This window comes from bacterium (assembly GCA_016786595.1).
Taxonomy (GTDB): domain Bacteria; phylum Bdellovibrionota_C; class UBA2361; order SZUA-149; family JAEUWB01; genus JAEUWB01.
The window spans coordinates 88,810-105,654 of the sequence record JAEUWB010000054.1 but is presented as its reverse complement, the minus strand read 5'-3'; the positions used below and the strand labels follow the sequence as shown (position 1 = coordinate 105,654).

The following is a 16,845-nucleotide window of genomic DNA, read 5'->3' as shown; positions in this document are numbered from 1 at the left end:
GGGGAAATTTCTGCCACCCCCGCGCTCACAGTAGATAGCTCAGGAAATGCTATTGCGCTCTGGCGTGGTCTGGATACAAATGATGCGATACGAGCAGCCCGTCGACTAAAGTCGAGTAATTCCTGGTCGACACCGGTTACGATTTCCAACACAACTCGGGATGCATCAATACCGAAAGTCGCCGCAAATAGTTCCGGCACAGCTTATGCTGTGTGGGTTGAAACAGATACTTTATCTTCGGTCTATTTTGCTAAGTATATCGCTGAGACTGAAACCTGGACTCCGGGGGTGCAGATCTCAGGGGTAGGAGTCTCAGCAAGTTTCCCGGAAATCGCTGTGAGTCCAAGCGGAAAAGTCGCTGCGGCCTGGGCGCAAGTTGATGGCACAGCTATTAAGCTTTTTGCCTCTGTTTATGGGGATGGTAGTTGGTCTACTCCGGTGGCGATTGATACGCTGACGATTTCTGGATTTTATAACTTTAGCATGGGCATTGATGATGAAGGTAATGCCACGCTGGCTTGGACCAATGGAGATCTCTCAGTATTTGATATCTTTGTTAGCACGTACAAGGTCAGTGACAGCGCATGGAGCAGTCGACAAAATCTAAGTAGCCCGACAACGCACAATAATGCAGCCTATCCAATTGTGTCCGTCAACAAAACTGGCCGGATGGCGATTGTTTACCGTCAAGAAATTGCTGCCGATATTTTAGCTGTGGTGCGCACTCGTACTGCTGCCAATGCAAGCTTTGCAACCGCAGTTAATTTATCTGCTGTCGGTGCTGACACTGAAACTGTGACTGTTCATGTCGACAAAGCTGGAGATGCGATTGCGCTTTGGACTAGGAGTGATGGTGCGAACTGGATTGCCCAAGCTTCGCGCTTTGATTTTGGTGCTGGGATTTGGAGTGCTGCGGTTGATTTGTCTGCGGCTGGGCAAGACGCCTTTAATCCTAAGCTTGGAGCTAATTCTTTTGGGAGCTTTACTGCGGTTTGGGATCGCAGTGACGGAGCAAACCAAATTGTCCAATCCACAGATTATGACGATCAGGGGCCTTTATTTTCATCGGTTACTATCCCTGAATCAACAATTGTAACAATTCCTACAACTTTTTCTGCTGCGTCGACAGACTATTTAAGTGGCGTCGTAGGGGGCGATCCGCAGTGGGACTTTGGTGATGGCAACACTGGGTCGGGGTCGCCCGTAACTCACACGTATACTGTTGCTGGGACATATACTGTGACGTTGACGACTACTGACAATCTAGGGAACGTTACGCAAAAGACGCAATCTATTTTTGTAGATATTTTATCAGCTCCAATTGTTAGCGTCATTCCTGAGGTAGTGGGCAGTGCTAGAATTGGAAGGACTTTATTTTGTCGTGTCGGTGTCTGGACTGGAACGCGGCCCACAATCTTTTCCTATCAGTGGCAAACCGTGTCAGGAAGTTCGGTCAAGAATCTATCTGGCCGTACTGCGGCAACTTATACCGTGCGTAAGGCTGACAGGAAGAAGCGCATCCGTTGTCGTGTTACTGCTACGAATCAGTTTGGCACAGCTTCGGTGAATTCTGCTTCGACTAGTAAGGTGCGCTAGAATTGTTAACGTGCGCTTTAGGATCAAAAGCCGGTAGAGCATCCTCAAATGTTTAAAATCGTAGCGGGTATTTATCTATTAGTAATCATATTTACTGCTCAGGCCCTTGCGGACTCTGGGCAAATTTCTCCAACGCAAGTTGGAGAAGGGCAAATCACTGGGAATATCTTGGCGCACGAAAAACTTGTGCTTAATGCTGCGCAAAATGCTGAGGCGTCTGAGCGAATCTATCGCACGTTGCAGGCAGTTTTAAAATCTGCTGACCCGAAGTCTTTGATGGTTGCGGATTTTTTTATGGACAATCCGCCGGCGAAGTATCGTCAGTGGAATTTTGACCGTGTAAGTCCGCATAATTTTTTAGCTGATTGTTATTGCTATCTCGTTTTGGCGGCGTATTTTTTTGATCAGCCGACTTATCGAGGAAAGGTGCTGGAGATGCTTAAGTCTGAGCAGAAATTTATGTCGCAGGGTAAATCCATACCCGGCACGTTTTATATTAAGACGCAAAAAGCTGAAGAGCCGAGTTTATTTGGGGCTGCTGAGTATGCCAAGGATGGGTTGATTTCTATCACTGAAGTAAAGCGCGACACGCCATGGTATCAGCGTATGGAGAAAATGGTTGCCGATACGATGTTGGCTGGGAAAGTTAAAAGTAAATTTGGGCTTTTACCTTCGGGAGATTCTGAGCTGAATGGAGATTTGTTGCAGGTTTTACCGCGACTTTATTGGCTGAGTGGAGACAAGCGTTTTCGTGAGTGGGGGCAGCGCTTAGCGGAGGCGTATTTGTTTGAGGTTTTTCCGGCGAATAACTATTTGCCGGCGCATTTTTGGGATTTTGAAAAACATTTGGCGGTAAAAAATGAAGCACGTTTGCGTGACCATGGAAATGAGGCTGTGGTTGGGTTGATGCTGGTTTACATTATGGAGTGGTTAGAAAAGTCTCCTAAGGTTGCAGAGTATGATCCGGCGATTCGTAGGATGTTCGACAATTTATTAGTTTCAGCGGTTAAAGATGGAATGCTTTATAATGTGATTGACCCGCAAACTTTGAAGCCTAAGGATCAAGGCATTGTGGACAACTGGGGTTATGTTTATGGAGCGGTTTATAATTATTATTTAATTACTGGCGAAGAGAAATACCGCGATGCGGTGCTTAGGGCGTTAAAGTCAGTTGTTAATTATCGTAATTATAAGTGGGAGTGGGGGCATTATGATGGCGTGGCTGATTCGGTGGAGAGTGCGATTTATTTAGTGAATCGTGAGCCGCAGGAGAAGGTGTTTGCCTGGATTGATGCTGAAATTAAGAACATTTGGCAGGCGCAGCGTGAGGATGGGCATAGTGATCAGTCGTATTTAGAGGGGAATTTTATTCGCACTTCGTTGCTTTATGCTGGGCTAAAGAGTCGCGGGTTATTTTTAAAGAATTGGCAGCCGGGGGCTGGGGTTGGGGCGGTTGAGACGGATGGTGAGTTTAAGTTTTATATTCAAGTGCCGGCTGGTCAGGATCGTTGGATTGCCGAGGTGCGCTTTGATTTTGTGCGGCACCGTGAGTTTTTCAAGCTTCCGAAAAGGTTTGTGCGTTTGAATGAATTTCCGGAGTGGTATGTAGTGGATGCGGGCGTTAAGTATTCGTTGACGGATGCAAATGGTAGGAGCCTTATTTTTTCTGGCAAGGAGTTGATTGAGGGTGTGAAGCTTGAGGCTGGTGAGTGGTCAGTGAAAGCAGCTCAAGAAATTTCCCCCTAGAACGCTGGGTAACTTTCCCTCTGGAGTTCCCTCTGGAGCGGGGCTCCCCTAGCCTGGAACGGGGTAACAGAAGCTGAACAGAAGCTGACTAGAGATAGTCTGCGCAAAGAAATCAAGCATTCGATGGGCGACAGTGGAAAAAAGGGCACTCATCCAATAATTCTGAGGGAAAAAAGCCCTACTGAGGACAGAAGTCTGAGAAAATACCAAAATTCAAATAAAGCTCTAGTGATGAAGCGCAATGCTTCTATGAATAGAGTCTAAAAAAGTAGCAAACTAAGCTAAGGCCAGAGGCAATAAGGCACTAGCAAGTAGAGAACCTCCAGGTGCGAAAAATCCTGGCGGTGGCTTCAACTGAAAGTTCCCAGACTTCCAGGCGCTAAAGGCATTTCTAGCTAAGTTCACTTGTTCTTTGAACCATGAAATAAAAGTTTTCCTAAGTTCGACGTCACAAGACATACAAATCATTTTTAAACCGGAACGCTTAGAATTTTCCCTCTGGAGCGGGGCTCCCCTAGCCTGGAACGGGGTAACAGAAGCTGACAGAAGCTGACTAGTGATAGTCTGCGCAAAGAAATCAAGCATTCGATGGGCGACAGTGGAAAAAAGGGCACTCATCCAATAATTCTGAGGGAAAAAAACCTACTGAGGACAGAAGTCTGAGAAAATATCAAAATTCAAATAAAGCTCTAGTGATGAAGCGCAATGCTTCTATGAATAGAGTCTAAAAAAGTAACTAAACTAAGCTAAGGCCAGAGGCAATAAGGCACTAGCAAGTAGAGAACCTCCAGGTGCGAAAAATCCTGGCGGTGGCTTCAACTGAAAGTTCCCAGACTTCCAGGCGCTAAAGGCACTTCTGGCTAGGTCGGCTTGTCCCTTGAACCAAGAAATAAAAGTTTTCCTAAGTTCGACATCACAGGACATACAAATCATTTTTAAACCGGAACGCTTAGAATTGTATGCGTGTTTTGGATGGTTTAACTTTAAGGCATGAGCGCCAAACACAGGCCCCTTACGTTTGATTCTTAACCCATGTTCACGGTCTTTGATTATTTTTAGCAGTTCCTGCTTATAATGCTTAATCTCTGAGCTTTGAGCTTGATTAAAGCAGGAGAGAAATGCCCACGGGCAGACAGTTAAAGTGTAGTCTTGTCCTTTGTTCTCTAAAAGAGAGTTGGCAAGTTCTTGTTGTGCTTCTAAGCTCAATTGTGCGGCAGGTATTTTAGGGATGTCATCTCTGGATACTTTCTTGCAAGTTTTTGTCAAACCTCCACTGAGTAACGCTTGGTAACTTGAAACCCCAGGGTATTCTGAAGTTTTGTCGACAAGGTCTGCACTGACTGGGTTTAGATATAAATAAGCAATTCTTTCTATGGCCTTTACTGGGTCAAGGACGATTACGGAATCATATCCAGAAACCCAAACGCTTCGTTGATTGCGTCCTAAGAGTCTATTGATCGCGTGACCAAGTTCGCACTTAACATAGCGCATGAATCTTGGAATATCAGCGGGGTTTTGCACAACAACTATCATGTGAAAATGATTTCCCATAAATAGATAGTGGCAAATTGTAACAGGACATTGGGTAGCTGCAGCTGCTAAAATTCCTTCAATGATTACAGCCAAATATGGAGCTACTGATAAGGGTAGCCCCTCTTGAATGCTGCTGCAGAATTCTACTACTGTGTTATTAAAGAAACATTTTGGATTTTTTGGCATATCTGGCCCTCCTGCTCTAGATAAATTGTTACCTAATATTTTCGGCCAGATTCACCCTGCTGTTGCGTTATGTGAAAAATATACTAACCCCATACCAGACCAGAGGGTCGGCTGGGGGGGGCTATAGCGGAAGGGCAAGGTTCGGCTCCGGAAGCTTAGGCCAGAATGGAAAAAGTAACCCGATACCAGAGGAGGGGCTAACCCCATACCAAAGTAGGCGAAGTAGGCGGTTAATACTGCTGGCTTTTTTCGGAGGCGCGTTCAATAGACACACTGCTTTCAGGGGTTTTATTTATCTCCAGTACCGATTGAAAGTGGCTGGCTGGGCGGGCCCCGGAAAGATCATAAACACGGCCATTTCTTAGAAGAAAATTACTGGGAGTCCCTCTAACTCCGAATTTGACACCGAATTTGATATTTTGCTGAATTCGAGCAGCATAGCGACCACTAGCTAGACACATGCTGAAGTTTGCAGAATTAAGCCCAGCAAGCTTCCCAATCAAGCTTAAATCGTCAGGGACAATTTCCTTTTTCTGGCCATAATGAGCTGAAATGTAAGTTACAAGTTTGCCTTGTTCTGCCGCACAGTAGAAAGCTTCGGAGATTTTGATTTCTGCTGCCTTGGGAATTAAAGGATAAGGTACAAAAATTACTTTGATTTTCCCCGCCTCAGCTAATTCATAAAGCTCCGGCAACGCTTCACGCGAAAGTTTCCCCGACATTCCACAATTTGCATCGTTAAAGCTAATCACCAGATCACTTGCGCTGTCTGGCCCAGTTACGCCATGGCCATAGAGAGAGCTAACGAAACTGCTTAAGACATTTGCCGAGATCTTTTTTAGCGGATTTATATCATGAATGTTTAAAGACTTGATGCCAACTTCTTCATTGCTAACTGGTCGAGAATTAAGCGCCAGCAGTTGCATAGCTTCTTCGTTGCCGACCCCGATCGCGCTCACATCGCAAAGCGGATTGCCTTTAGCATCCCAGCACGCATTTAAGCCTGGAGAATTAATTTTAATGCAGATTTGTCCTCCGCCAGTTGGATTTGCCTCGCAACCATAGTGAAAGCAGCTATTATTGTCAGCGCAGGGAGCGCCACCCTGGCCTTGATTCTTTACGCAGGTCCCCTCATTGCTACAGACTTTTTGCGGACAACTCGAAGTGCATTTTGGATTACTGATCTCCCCGCCAGGAATACACTGCACGGAACCACCACTTCTACTCGGCACAAACTGACAGCGCTTTTCCTTGGGGTCACCACAATCAGCTGCATTATTGCATTCCTCGCCGTTGCCATTTTTTTCACATGTAAAATAACCTGCGGCTCGATCTGTCGGAGGAATCCAAGTGCATTTTTTGCCCTCTTCAAGCGATTTGCAATCTTCGTTCTTTGTGCATTCAATTCGCGTCGTTGCCTCAGGCGAAGCCGTGCAGAAGTAATTGCCACCAGACTTTGAACAATACCTTTTCCCGCACGCAGGGTCTTCGCCGAGAGCTGAACACGGTATGCCTTCACCATCTTCTGATGGAAAACATAAATTTGCTTGCACGCATCTTAGTTCGTTAGTTCGACAATCCGCATGAGATTGACAGGGTTGCTCACTACTACTTTCATTATCGTAAACACATGATCTGACTTGAGTGCTAGGATCCTCACGACACACCCTTGACGAGCAATTTGCGGATATCGCACAATCTTCTCCATAGCCGCCCAAAACGCAATTCGGATATGAAGAGTAAATCGAGCAGCGTAGCCCCCGGTTGCAGTCTTCGCCGGGCCTACAGACTGTTCCATCCGCGCCAGCTGTGCAAGCTTGTTGCCCCTCAGGGCCAGCGCAAGCCCAGGTCTGGCAATCCTTATTCTCAAAACAAGCTGAGCCACTCCCTCCAGCTACGCAACTAGCCTGTTCGCAACCTTTTTCTTTCTTAGAGCAATCTGAAACTTTTGTGCAAGTGGCGCCGCGACCGTTAACGATGCAGCTTGGCACCCAGCCCGTATTTGGGTTCCATGAGCCGTCACATTTCTTTTCTTTCGGGTCAATCGGGTCTTCAATTTGTTTGATCGGCTGCTGCGGCAGGCTTTGCGCCAGGCACGGGCTAGCTGCAAAGAGGCATAACGCAAGGCAAAGAATTGAAATTTCTAGTGTGAATCTTTTATGAAAAGAAAAATTTATGGAGAAGTTCATATGGGACGCCGCATTGATACTACTTTGATACTGCTTTAAAGCTATTTTATTATGATGATTGTACGTAAAATGATAGTGCAAAAAAGAATACATGTGTGCCTCGATGAAAATTAGCGAATGTTTTAAGAGCGTTAGAAATTTAGAATGCTTGGAACGAAAGAGAAGGGTGAAAGTATTCAAAACCTGGACTGCGCGAATGGGCACAGTTTGGAGGAGAATTCATGCACCCTTTCAAGTCGTTCCACGCCGCTACGCAGCCTTACGTAGTGGTTTCTTTTGAAACGAGCTTGTGACTTCGATCCGAGGATCTACGCAGCGCTGATGCACTTGGTAAAACCCGTACCCTCCTTCAGTTGAAGAAAGCGGTTTGCATCTGTTTCTAGTCAGCAAGTCAGAGACCTTGGCAAAGGTCATCTTGTCTTTACTCGAGTCCTTAAACGCGACTCGTCCTTCTGCGATTGCTTTCTCAAGCACAGGAAGGAACTGCGGGCAGATTTTCCGAGCGTGTCGCTTCGCGATTTCCTCTGTCCACATGAGCGCGTAAAGCGCATTGCCGAGACCAAGCGCGGCAATGCCGTGCTCGTTGATGGCGCTCATCAGAGCGCTGAAGTTAAGAATGAGTTTCATTGTCATTTATCCTCCCAGGGATTTTTAAACTGCTAATCAGCTGCTCAAAAATCCCTAGTCGATACTTGATGATCAATTGAAAATTCAGCGCATGAATATCAAAACCAATAAAACCAGATTACTTTCACACCTCCACAAGCAGGCACTGATCAAAAATGCCCCTAATGGAGATGCGTCAAAACCAACTACCCATATTAAATTTTATCCAAGTATTGTTATGGGCTAAGTGCCAGGAAACGTGACCTCCCGTGGAGAGCGCCAGATCGGTTGAAAATATTGCTCGATTTGAGTATTAGAATGCCAGGGTAGAGGAGTATTTTGAGGTTTTATTGCAGTAGCTAGTAACTGTGGCTGGATTGATAGACGCACATCAATGCAGCCACAGTTGGAGCAACTTATGGCAGAAAACAAAACAAAATCCCAAAAAATCATCATCACTACGGTGCTAGCATTTCAAGTCGCGATCGCGACTGGGGGGCTAACAGTTGCGCAACTCAACGGCACCAAAGTCGTTAGCCTCGTGCCCGAAGACCCGCGCTGGTACTACTGCACGAAAACGCTAACTGGCTCCTTGGAAAGAGATCTGACAGCTGCCGATTGGCAAACGCTTAAAGATGCTGAGGCGACTTTTCGGCGGATTGTGCAAGTTGATGCCGCAACTAAGCTTCACGCAGCATTGGGCAGCAAAAACAAGACAGAAATTAGCAAGGCGTTGCGAGCTCTTGGACTCCCCGACGTGATTGCTAACTATGACGGGGAACTCTCTGTTGTTGCTACAAAAACTCTTGCAGTCATCGTCGAGCGTCTAAAAGAGCAACTCGGCGAGGAGTATTTGATCATTTGAGCATTGACTCGCCGCATTGGCAAAAAGGTTTAGCAATACTCCTCTTTGCCACTTCTTTAATGACGTGTTGCGCAAAGAAATTGCCATGTTTTACTACACTGGCGCAGCAATGCTCCGCGTGATGATCATAAGGAGGTTGAAAGGTGAAGGATGAGTTCAAGCCTGAGCCTAAGAGGTGGTATTAAGTGATGTCTTAGGCTAGCCGAATACTCGATGACGACCATTCGCCGGAACTTAGCCAGGAAGTCGATTTCCATTGCACAAAGGAGCGACCAAATTCCGTTTCCATACGCACATTCCCTAAGGCAATCTGCGCAACAACTGCAGGTAGTAATCGATGCTCCTCTTTGAGAATGCGCGCAGTTAATTTTTCCACAGTATCAGTAGCTAAAACCGGCACGACCGATTGCGCAATAATCGGTCCACCATCTAATTCCGCCGTCACGTAGTGGACCGTGCAACCTGAAAAGCAAACACCTGCATCATAAGCTTGCTGTTGAGCATTGAGTCCCTTAAAAGCTGGTAGTAGCGAAGGATGGATGTTGATGATTTTCCCGCTAAAGGCGCTCACGAACTCAGAGGAAAGAATGCGCATAAATCCGGCCATCACAATCAGGTCTAAGTTTTTCGCCTCAAGCGCAGTTTGAATGCGTTTAGAGTGAGTAGTCTTATCTTCAGTTGGAGATCGTTCGATGATTTCTGTGGGGATATTTAACGCCTTGGCAATAGCAATACCCCGTGCGTCGGCTTTGTCGGAAATGACAATTACGACCTCGGCTGGTAGTTGCCTCGATTTAAGCACACGGGCGAGGGCCTCGAAATTCGATCCACGTCCAGAAAGTAATACACCAATTCTACGCATGGGTAGTCAGCTCCTTGAAAATTTCCAAAACCTTAAATTTCAATTCGTCTAATGTGCCACTATTGTCGATCACAATATCAGCATACTTGATTTTTTCTTCGATTGGCAGTTGTGCCGCGATTCTTTGTTCAGCTTCTGCTAGGGACATGCCACGCTGCTCGACTAATCTCCGAATGCAGGTTTGACGATCGGCATAAACGACAATTATTTTTTTAAATCCATTATTTTGGCGATCTCTTTTATCGAGCACAGCTAAGCCTGCTTCAAATAAAAGTGGCACATCATAGACGAAAAGTGGATATGGATTTTTAAATGCCTCCGTAAATTCTTCGTCAGCAAGAGCGCGAATCACGGGATGAGTAATTGCCTCAAGTTTTTTTAAGGCAGCCGGGTCCAAAAAGACAATTTTCCCGAGCGCTTGGCGATCAAGAACACCGTCTTTGGAAATTAAACCCGCACCAAAAGTCTCGGATATTTTCTTTAATGCCTGACCATTTGCTGCAACCACTCGCCGAGCCAGGTCATCAGATGCTAGAGTATAGGCGCCTAATTCACGAAACAGTTTAGTTACGCTAGACTTACCACTCCCGATCGAGCCTGTAACGGCTACGACTTTTCGGTGCCATGCTGGTACTGTGATTGAATCGGGCATATAAATAGACTGCTTATATTATACATAAAGTTTCAAGGATATGATAGCTGCAATAATTTCGAAAAATTGGCTCCGTTCGTTTGTTTCAAAGTCAGATACTAACGAAGGCGAACTTTATACCGATGGGCCGAGCATTGAAGGCGAAGAGATTGTCGATAACCGTGAGTTGTCCGGGGCAAGCACGGAGTTTGACCAAGATGATGACGAGGCAGAATCTTTACCGCCACGCTCGCGCCTGATTCAACCACCAGCACAATTAAGCAAGCAAGGCGTTACTGCCGGCGATGAAGCCGTTTCTAGCGAAGAACCAATCGAAGGTGAAACTGTTAGCGAAGGAGAAGAAGATCCTTTTGCGCAGGAAATATTTGACCTTGAGCGCGGTGAACCACTCGAAGAAGACGAAAAATCATGTTTGCCTTGGCAATCAAAAGTCGAGAGCACAAAAGAATTTTTTCAATCCGAAATTTTATATCGCTTCGACGTTTTGTCAGACACTTTGCGCGAGGCTTTAAAAGGTAGTTACCGCATCGAATTGAAAGGCAATCAAGGCGGGATTTGGACCTTAAATGTTGGCCAACAGTTGGACGTCGTAAATCGGCGCGAAGAAGCTGAAGTGATTTTGAGTATGCAAAATCGCGATTTTCTCCAGATTGTCAATGGTGAACTTAATCCCCAACTGGCGATTCTCTCGCAGAAAACTAAAATCACTGGAGATGTGCGTCGCGCAATTGATTTTCAGTCGCTCTTATGTCCTGTTGTTGAATAGCTATCGAGTGAATTTGAACCTTGGAAAAAGTGCTAGCTGATAGTTCTTCGCCGCAAGCCCCACAAGTCTCGTTGCCTGAATGGCTCAAACGTCCACCGGGATCAAACGCAGCCACACGTGACGTAAAAAAACTATTGCGCACAATTACGCTTAACACCGTTTGCGAAGAGGCGCGTTGCCCCAATATTTCCGATTGCTTTTCACGCGGCACAGCCACTTTCATGATCCTGGGTGACATCTGCACGCGCGGCTGTAGATTTTGTGCTGTCACCACAGGTCGGCCAGAGATGCAACCCGAGGAGTTTCGTAGCGAAGGCCAGCGCGTAGCAGCTGCCGCACAAACCCTGGGATTAAAGCACGTTGTCGTTACTTCTGTTGCGCGCGATGACTTAGCTGACGGTGGGGCGCAAGGTTTTGTGGAAACGATTCGTGCGCTACGCACCGAGCTTCCGCAAGCGACAGTCGAAGTCCTCATTCCTGACTTACGTGGAAATCTTGACGCGCTGCGACAAATCCTCGATGCCAGACCGGACGTTTTAAATCATAACTTAGAAACCGTGCCGCGACTCTATCGCCGTGTGCGACCAGGCGCAAGCTATCAACGTTCACTAAAATTATTGCAAGTAGTTTCGACCTATGCTCCAGGGGTGATTGCTAAGACTGGAATCATGCTTGGTCTAGGGGAAGAGCAAAGCGAGGTCGCTGCATTAATGGAAGATTGTAAGCAGCATCAGGTCCAAAGCTTTACCGCTGGGCAGTATTTACAACCGACACGGGAGCACCTACCCGTTTCCCGCTATTTAAGCCCTGAAGAATTCTCTGATTATGAAAAACTGGCAAAAGCAAAAGGCTTTAAGCATGTTGCAATCGGACCCCTGGTGCGTAGCAGCTATCATGCCGATCAGCAGTTAGATCCTAACTTTGCGGCAACGCAGGTGGTAGAATGACGCAGGCAATTAAGCTCCGTATTGATGAACTGCCGCCGTACCCACTCGGGCGAATTGCCGAAGAAGTGCAAGCTTTGCGTCTACGCGGGGTTGATGTTTTAGACTTAAGCCAAGTCAATATTGATTTGGCACCGCCGCAACGCGCACTTGATAAGCTTGTGCAAGCAAGTCTGCGGCCACAAAATCATCGTTATTCATCTTCACAAGGAATTCAGAAACTGCGTGAGGCGGTTGCCGAGTGGTATCAAGCTAAGTTTGATGTCGCAATTTCAGCAGCACATGAAGTTGTTGTTACTTTTGGGATTAAGGAAGGCATTAGTCATCTCTTGATGACTACTCTGCAGACAGGGGATAACGTGATCGTGCCAACCCCAGCATATCCGGTGCATCGCGCCGGGGTTTTTCTGGCGGGAGGGAATTTTATCGGCTTGGATTTACCTATAGCAGCTTCAGGCATACTTGCCGGCAAAAGCGCTGAAGGGGACCAGTTTTTTGCAGCATTAGAGCATAGTATTTTACAGACTTGGCCGCGACCGCGCGCAATGATTTTAAGTTTTCCGCACAATCCGACAACGACAGTGGTCGATCATGAATTCTTTGAAAGACTGGTTGATTTTGCTGTTCACAATAATTTAATCCTGATCCATGACTTTGCCTATGCAGGCTTAGGCTTGAATTATCAATTACCCAGTCTACTCAGTGTGCCACGTGCAAAGGAATGTGCAATTGAATTTTGCTCACTCTCAAAATCCTATTCTTCACCGGGTTGGCGTGTCGGTTTTGGTGTAGGGAATGCGCAGCTAGTCAGTGCCTTAAAGCGCATGAAGAGTTATGTTGATTTTGGAATTTTTCAACCCTTGCAGATCGCTGCAATCGAAACCCTTGCAGACCGTGATCAATATGCAAAGGAAATTCAAAACGTTTATCAATCGCGTCGCGACTTACTAGTGAGTGGTTTGAGTGAGCTTGGGTTCGAAGTTACTCCTGCGCATGCTGGGCTTTTAGTCTGGGCAAAAATTCCTCAAAAATTCCGCGAACAGGGCAGCGCTGAATTCGCACGGATGTTACTTGAATCAAATGCCGTCGCAATTTGTCCAGGACTTGGATTTGACCCAGCAGCGCGAGACTATGCGCGCTTTGCCTTAGTTGAAAATGAGTCCAGACTGACACGAGCACTTGAGCTGATTAGAAATTTTATTGAAAAGTGATGTTTTATTGTGAGTAATCTAAAGACGATCATCTTAAGTTTTACCTTGCTACTTGTCGCTCGTGATTTGCAGGCTGAGGATTGCGTGCAAGCTGTGCAGCTTGTGCGTCAGGGCATTGCGGCAATGGAACGGCCAGAGGACGCAAAAAATTCTTTTACGGCAGCGCTGACTGCTTGCCCACAGCTTGCCGACGCCTATTACAATTTGGGTTTGACTTTGCAGAAGTTAAATCAACTTAGTGAAGCAGAAGAACAGTATAAAAAAGCGATAGAGCTTCGGCCTGATCCGCTTTTTTATGTCGCACTTGGCGTCTTGGCAAATCTCAAGAACGATCTCCTTGCAGCAAAGACAAATTTTGAAAAAGCCCGTGAATTAAGTCCTGAGACTGTGCAAGCCGTGCAGGGGTTAGCGCTTGTTTATGAACGTTCTGGGGATATTGAGCGTGCGGAGGAATTGTTAAGAGAGGCTGTGAAGATTAAGCCGAAAGATGCGGGGTCGAAGTTTCGTTTAGCACTGCTCTTAGACAAGGCTGGTAAAAAACAAGAGGCGTTTGAGCTCTATGAGCAGACCAAGACTTTAAAGTCAGACTATGCAGAGGCTTATCTTCGCGCGGGGGTCTTGGGACTCGAACTCGGTAAAAATGATCGTGCCGAAAAAGATCTTAAGGCTGCTGAGTTATTGCTGGGGCAAGATTTACGTGTGCAAGCTGCGCTGGGCAGGCTTTATGCAAAATCTGGTCGCGCTGAAGCAGCAAGAAACTTGCTCGCAGCAGCGCATCTAAAAGATTCGACAAATCCGGAAGTCGCCTTGCAATATGCCTTGGTCTTAGCCGAAGCCGAAAATTTTACGCAAGCCCGTGAAGTCTTGAGTCAAGTTGCAACTAAGCATCCAACTAACTTTTCATTACAGGCAACACTGGGCTGGATTTTATTGAAACTAAGTGATCTTGTCGGCGCCGAGCAGGCACTCAAGCAAGCCTTGGAATTAAATCCAAATGACCCAGCAAGTCATACAAACTTGGGTGTTTTATATGAGCTCAAGCAAGAGCGAACGAAAGCCCAGGAAGAGTTTCAAAAAGCAAAAGATTTGAGTAAGGAAACGACATAGGTTAGGAAGAAGCAATGAAAAATATTTACGAAATCGAAGCGATGCGAACCCACCGTGCAGGAGATTTACGTGCGAGTGATATTGGTCAAACTGTGAAATTGTCAGGCTGGGTACGTCGCCGCCGCGACCACGGGGGACTAGTGTTTGTTGACCTGGCTGATTACTCAGGTCACACGCAAATTGTCTTTAAGCCAGAAGCGCAGGAATCGTTTAGCTTAGCCGAAAAACTCAGATCTGAATTTGTAATTCAAATTACAGGCAGCGTGGAGAAACGCCCACAAGGAACAGAGAAAAAGGATTTGGGTACAGGCGAAATTGAAGTTTCGGTGACAAGCTTAAAGATTCTTTCCGAATGCGAGCCTCTGCCCTTTATGATTGAAGACGCACAGGACCTCAAGGAAGAAGTGCGTTTAAAATATCGCTATCTCGATTTACGCCGCCCAAAAATGCAGCAAATTTTACGCATGCGGCACCGAGTTTACCAGGCCACACGCAGTTATCTAGATACCAACGGTTTTACTGAAGTCGAAACGCCATTTTTGACTAAAACTACCCCCGAAGGAGCACGCGATTTTCTTGTGCCGTGTCGTTTAAGTCCCGGGGAATTTTATGCGCTCCCACAGTCGCCGCAGCTTTTTAAGCAAGTGCTAATGATTGCTGGCCTTGACCGTTACTATCAAGTGGTGCGTTGTTTTCGTGATGAAGACTTTCGTGCCAACCGCCAGCCAGAGTTTACCCAGATTGATATCGAAACAACTTTCCCGACCGAGGATTTCATCAAAGACTTGGTCGAGGGCTTGGTGATTAATATTTGGAAGCATGCTGCTGCAGTTGAGCTCACGCCAAAATTTCCACGATTGAGTTATGACGAAGTCATGAACCGCTTTGGAGTTGACGCTCCGGATATGCGTTTTGGGCTTGAGCTTCAAGATCTAACGCAAGTTTTTAAGTCAACTGAGTTTCAAGTTTTTAAGAGCGTGATTGGCGCTCAAGGGTTCATTAAGACTTTGGTGTTGTCTCCGGATCAAGCGCTGAGCCGAAGTGACATTGAGGAACTTACAACTTTTGTTGCCAATTATGGCGCCAAGGGACTGGCCTGGTCGGTTCTAGAAGGAGATGGCTTTAAGGGGGGAATTGGAAAATTCATTTCCGCTGCTGAAACTGCAACTCTTAAAGCTCAGCTTGGACTTAAGGGCGGAGAAACGCTTTTAATGGTTGCTGCTGATTACGACGTGACTTCTGCAGCACTTGGTGCGCTACGCGTGCATTTAGCCAAAAAGTTCAACATGATTGATACTAAGAAGCTTTGTTTTCTTTGGGTTGATCGTTTTCCGGCATTTGGTTGGGATAAGGAGACTAAGACTTACACTTCAATTCATCATCCCTTTACCAGTCCGATCATTGAGACCGAGGAAGACCTGCGTCTTTTTAAGACTGACGCAACGAAGCTTAGAGCCAAGGCCTATGATTTAGTGCTTAACGGCCAAGAAATTGGCGGCGGAAGTATTCGAATTCATCGTTCCGATATTCAGTCGCAGGTCTTTTCGTTGCTGGGGATTTCTACAGAAGAGGCAGAGCGAAAGTTCGGATTCTTGCTCGAAGCGCTGCGCTTTGGAGCACCACCGCATGGCGGAATTGCCTTAGGTGTAGACCGCATAGTGATGTTACTTGCTGGGGCTGATTCGATTCGTGACGTGATTGCTTTTCCAAAGACGCAAAAGGGTGTGGACTTAATGGTTGGTGCGCCGTCTCTTGCCGGTGACCAGCAGCTTAAGGAACTTTCGATTAAGGTAACTGCTAAGGCGACCGAAGCTAATCAAGCTAAGACCTAATGCCGATTTTGTTTAGTGAATTGCGCGAGTAGCACTTCTTGATCGGGGAAAGCAGCTATGATCTTGAGCTTTCCTCCTAGGGCGTTGATAATTCTGGCAAGCGTGCTGATAAACATGTCATTTTGCTTTTCTATCTTTGCTAATGAAGGTTGTTTAATTTGCAAGCTTTCAGCTACTTGATTTTGAGTCAATTTTAGTGACTGACGTAGTTCGCAAAGAGCTATTTCGCTCAGCATTTGTTTAGTCAACTTTGCACTTTCTGTGCGCTGTTTCGCACTCATTTTACTTTGGAGGTCCTTATAGGGCTTGCTCATAGTTTGTCTCCTTTTGAAAGTTCCTCAAGATGTTGATCGTATAGCCGATCTGCTTGTAAGATCGATTTTTTGTACCAATTCGCCCTTCCTTTTTTTATTGCCCCCAATCAAGAGCAATGCTACTCGACGCGGGTCGAATGCATAAAGTATCCTATATGGTTTGCCTTTATGTTGTATCCTTAGCTCTCGTATGTGGGCGTGTCGCGATCTTTTAATGCCTGAGCTGAAAGGAAAGGGTAGATTGGGTCCAAGCTCAGCTAGTAAACTTATGCTAGCGTCGATTGAAATCTGTTCCTGCGCATTCAAGCTGTCCCACCATGTTCCAAACTCATCGGTATACTCAACTTCTCATTACATAATTATCATAGCTCTTAAGCTATATAGATGCCAAGCTATAAATTTATTTGATAAACTTTACGTGCAAGCAGTAAATATC

The 16,845-nt window shown here is 46.2% G+C and carries 15 protein-coding genes and 1 pseudogene; 8 read left to right on the top strand and 8 right to left on the bottom strand.

Annotation, left to right across the window (positions count from 1 at the left end; genetic code table 11):
• On the top strand, nt 1-1,596 hold a 1,596-nt coding region (locus tag JNK13_09615), incomplete at its 5' end, for a PKD domain-containing protein (protein MBL7662994.1).
• 48 nt (nt 1,597-1,644) lie between these two features.
• Nucleotides 1,645-3,342, top strand: a complete 1,698-nt coding sequence (locus JNK13_09610) for a hypothetical protein (GenBank protein MBL7662993.1) — start codon at nt 1,645-1,647, stop codon at nt 3,340-3,342.
• A 276-nt stretch (nt 3,343-3,618) separates the two neighbouring features.
• On the opposite strand, the gene JNK13_09605 is transcribed toward JNK13_09610, so the two are convergent.
• From JNK13_09605 to JNK13_09590, 4 genes are all read right to left on the bottom strand, one after another.
• Entirely contained in the window at nt 3,619-3,801 is a 183-nt protein-coding gene (locus tag JNK13_09605; GenBank protein MBL7662992.1) for a hypothetical protein, read from the bottom strand.
• Between the two features lie 282 nt (nt 3,802-4,083).
• Nucleotides 4,084-5,061: a transposase gene (locus tag JNK13_09600; GenBank protein MBL7662991.1), complete on the bottom strand. Its 978-nt coding sequence runs from the start codon at nt 5,059-5,061 to the stop codon at nt 4,084-4,086.
• A 230-nt stretch (nt 5,062-5,291) separates the two neighbouring features.
• Complete coding sequence (locus JNK13_09595) at nt 5,292-7,250, bottom strand: DsbA family protein (protein ID MBL7662990.1); 1,959 nt, start codon at nt 7,248-7,250, stop codon at nt 5,292-5,294.
• A 249-nt stretch (nt 7,251-7,499) separates the two neighbouring features.
• Nucleotides 7,500-7,877, bottom strand: coding sequence for a hypothetical protein (locus JNK13_09590; protein ID MBL7662989.1), 378 nt, complete (start codon nt 7,875-7,877; stop codon nt 7,500-7,502).
• Between the two features lie 397 nt (nt 7,878-8,274).
• Here JNK13_09590 and JNK13_09585 point away from each other — a divergent pair, with 397 nt between their 5' ends.
• The gene (locus JNK13_09585) at nt 8,275-8,721 is read left to right on the top strand and encodes a hypothetical protein (protein MBL7662988.1); all 447 of its coding nucleotides are present in this window, start codon (nt 8,275-8,277) and stop codon (nt 8,719-8,721) included.
• A gap of 193 nt (nt 8,722-8,914) precedes the next feature.
• Here the strand turns inward: JNK13_09585 and JNK13_09580 are convergent, their stop codons facing one another.
• A complete protein-coding gene (locus JNK13_09580; GenBank protein ID MBL7662987.1) occupies nt 8,915-9,583 on the bottom strand; it encodes a phosphoribosylglycinamide formyltransferase in 669 nt (222 codons plus the stop codon).
• On the bottom strand, nt 9,576-10,235 hold the full coding sequence (locus tag JNK13_09575; protein ID MBL7662986.1) for a dephospho-CoA kinase: 660 nt from the start codon (nt 10,233-10,235) through the stop codon (nt 9,576-9,578). The genes JNK13_09580 and JNK13_09575 overlap by 8 nt, the downstream gene beginning before the upstream one ends.
• Before the next feature lie 40 nt (nt 10,236-10,275).
• On the opposite strand from JNK13_09575, the gene JNK13_09570 reads away from it, so the two are divergent.
• The 5 genes from JNK13_09570 to aspS are packed head-to-tail and all read left to right on the top strand — an operon-like array spanning nt 10,276 to nt 16,095.
• Complete coding sequence (locus JNK13_09570; GenBank protein ID MBL7662985.1) at nt 10,276-11,001, top strand: SCP2 sterol-binding domain-containing protein; 726 nt, start codon at nt 10,276-10,278, stop codon at nt 10,999-11,001.
• 29 nt (nt 11,002-11,030) lie between these two features.
• Nucleotides 11,031-11,948 carry a lipoyl synthase gene (lipA, locus tag JNK13_09565; protein MBL7662984.1) on the top strand — a complete coding sequence of 306 codons (918 nt, stop codon included), beginning with the start codon at nt 11,031-11,033 and terminating at the stop codon, nt 11,946-11,948.
• On the top strand, nt 11,945-13,156 hold the full coding sequence (locus JNK13_09560) for an aminotransferase class I/II-fold pyridoxal phosphate-dependent enzyme (GenBank protein MBL7662983.1): 1,212 nt from the start codon (nt 11,945-11,947) through the stop codon (nt 13,154-13,156). The genes lipA and JNK13_09560 overlap by 4 nt, the downstream gene beginning before the upstream one ends.
• A 9-nt stretch (nt 13,157-13,165) precedes the next feature.
• The gene (locus JNK13_09555) at nt 13,166-14,263 is read left to right on the top strand and encodes a tetratricopeptide repeat protein (protein MBL7662982.1); all 1,098 of its coding nucleotides are present in this window, start codon (nt 13,166-13,168) and stop codon (nt 14,261-14,263) included.
• Nucleotides 14,264-14,277: 14 nt separating this feature from the next.
• On the top strand, nt 14,278-16,095 hold the full coding sequence (aspS, locus tag JNK13_09550) for an aspartate--tRNA ligase (protein ID MBL7662981.1): 1,818 nt from the start codon (nt 14,278-14,280) through the stop codon (nt 16,093-16,095).
• On the opposite strand, the gene JNK13_09545 is transcribed toward aspS, so the two are convergent.
• Together JNK13_09545 and JNK13_09540 are read right to left on the bottom strand one after the other, a co-directional pair.
• The gene (locus tag JNK13_09545; GenBank protein MBL7662980.1) at nt 16,092-16,409 is read right to left on the bottom strand and encodes an XRE family transcriptional regulator; all 318 of its coding nucleotides are present in this window, start codon (nt 16,407-16,409) and stop codon (nt 16,092-16,094) included. The genes aspS and JNK13_09545 overlap by 4 nt on opposite strands.
• Nucleotides 16,406-16,766, bottom strand: a pseudogene (locus JNK13_09540) (type II toxin-antitoxin system RelE/ParE family toxin). Before JNK13_09540 ends, JNK13_09545 begins: the two are co-directional and overlap by 4 nt.
• Nucleotides 16,767-16,845 lie beyond the last annotated feature (79 nt).

Coding starts and splice junctions, on each gene's coding strand:
- JNK13_09610 (MBL7662993.1), top strand. CDS start 1,645: ATGTTTAAAATCGTAGCGGGTATTTATCTATTAGTAATCATATTTACT.
- JNK13_09605 (MBL7662992.1), bottom strand. CDS start 3,801: ATGTCTTGTGACGTCGAACTTAGGAAAACTTTTATTTCATGGTTCAAA.
- JNK13_09600 (MBL7662991.1), bottom strand. CDS start 5,061: ATGCCAAAAAATCCAAAATGTTTCTTTAATAACACAGTAGTAGAATTC.
- JNK13_09595 (MBL7662990.1), bottom strand. CDS start 7,250: ATGAACTTCTCCATAAATTTTTCTTTTCATAAAAGATTCACACTAGAA.
- JNK13_09590 (MBL7662989.1), bottom strand. CDS start 7,877: ATGAAACTCATTCTTAACTTCAGCGCTCTGATGAGCGCCATCAACGAG.
- JNK13_09585 (MBL7662988.1), top strand. CDS start 8,275: ATGGCAGAAAACAAAACAAAATCCCAAAAAATCATCATCACTACGGTG.
- JNK13_09580 (MBL7662987.1), bottom strand. CDS start 9,583: ATGCGTAGAATTGGTGTATTACTTTCTGGACGTGGATCGAATTTCGAG.
- JNK13_09575 (MBL7662986.1), bottom strand. CDS start 10,235: ATGCCCGATTCAATCACAGTACCAGCATGGCACCGAAAAGTCGTAGCC.
- JNK13_09570 (MBL7662985.1), top strand. CDS start 10,276: ATGATAGCTGCAATAATTTCGAAAAATTGGCTCCGTTCGTTTGTTTCA.
- JNK13_09560 (MBL7662983.1), top strand. CDS start 11,945: ATGACGCAGGCAATTAAGCTCCGTATTGATGAACTGCCGCCGTACCCA.
- aspS (MBL7662981.1), top strand. CDS start 14,278: ATGAAAAATATTTACGAAATCGAAGCGATGCGAACCCACCGTGCAGGA.
- JNK13_09545 (MBL7662980.1), bottom strand. CDS start 16,409: ATGAGCAAGCCCTATAAGGACCTCCAAAGTAAAATGAGTGCGAAACAG.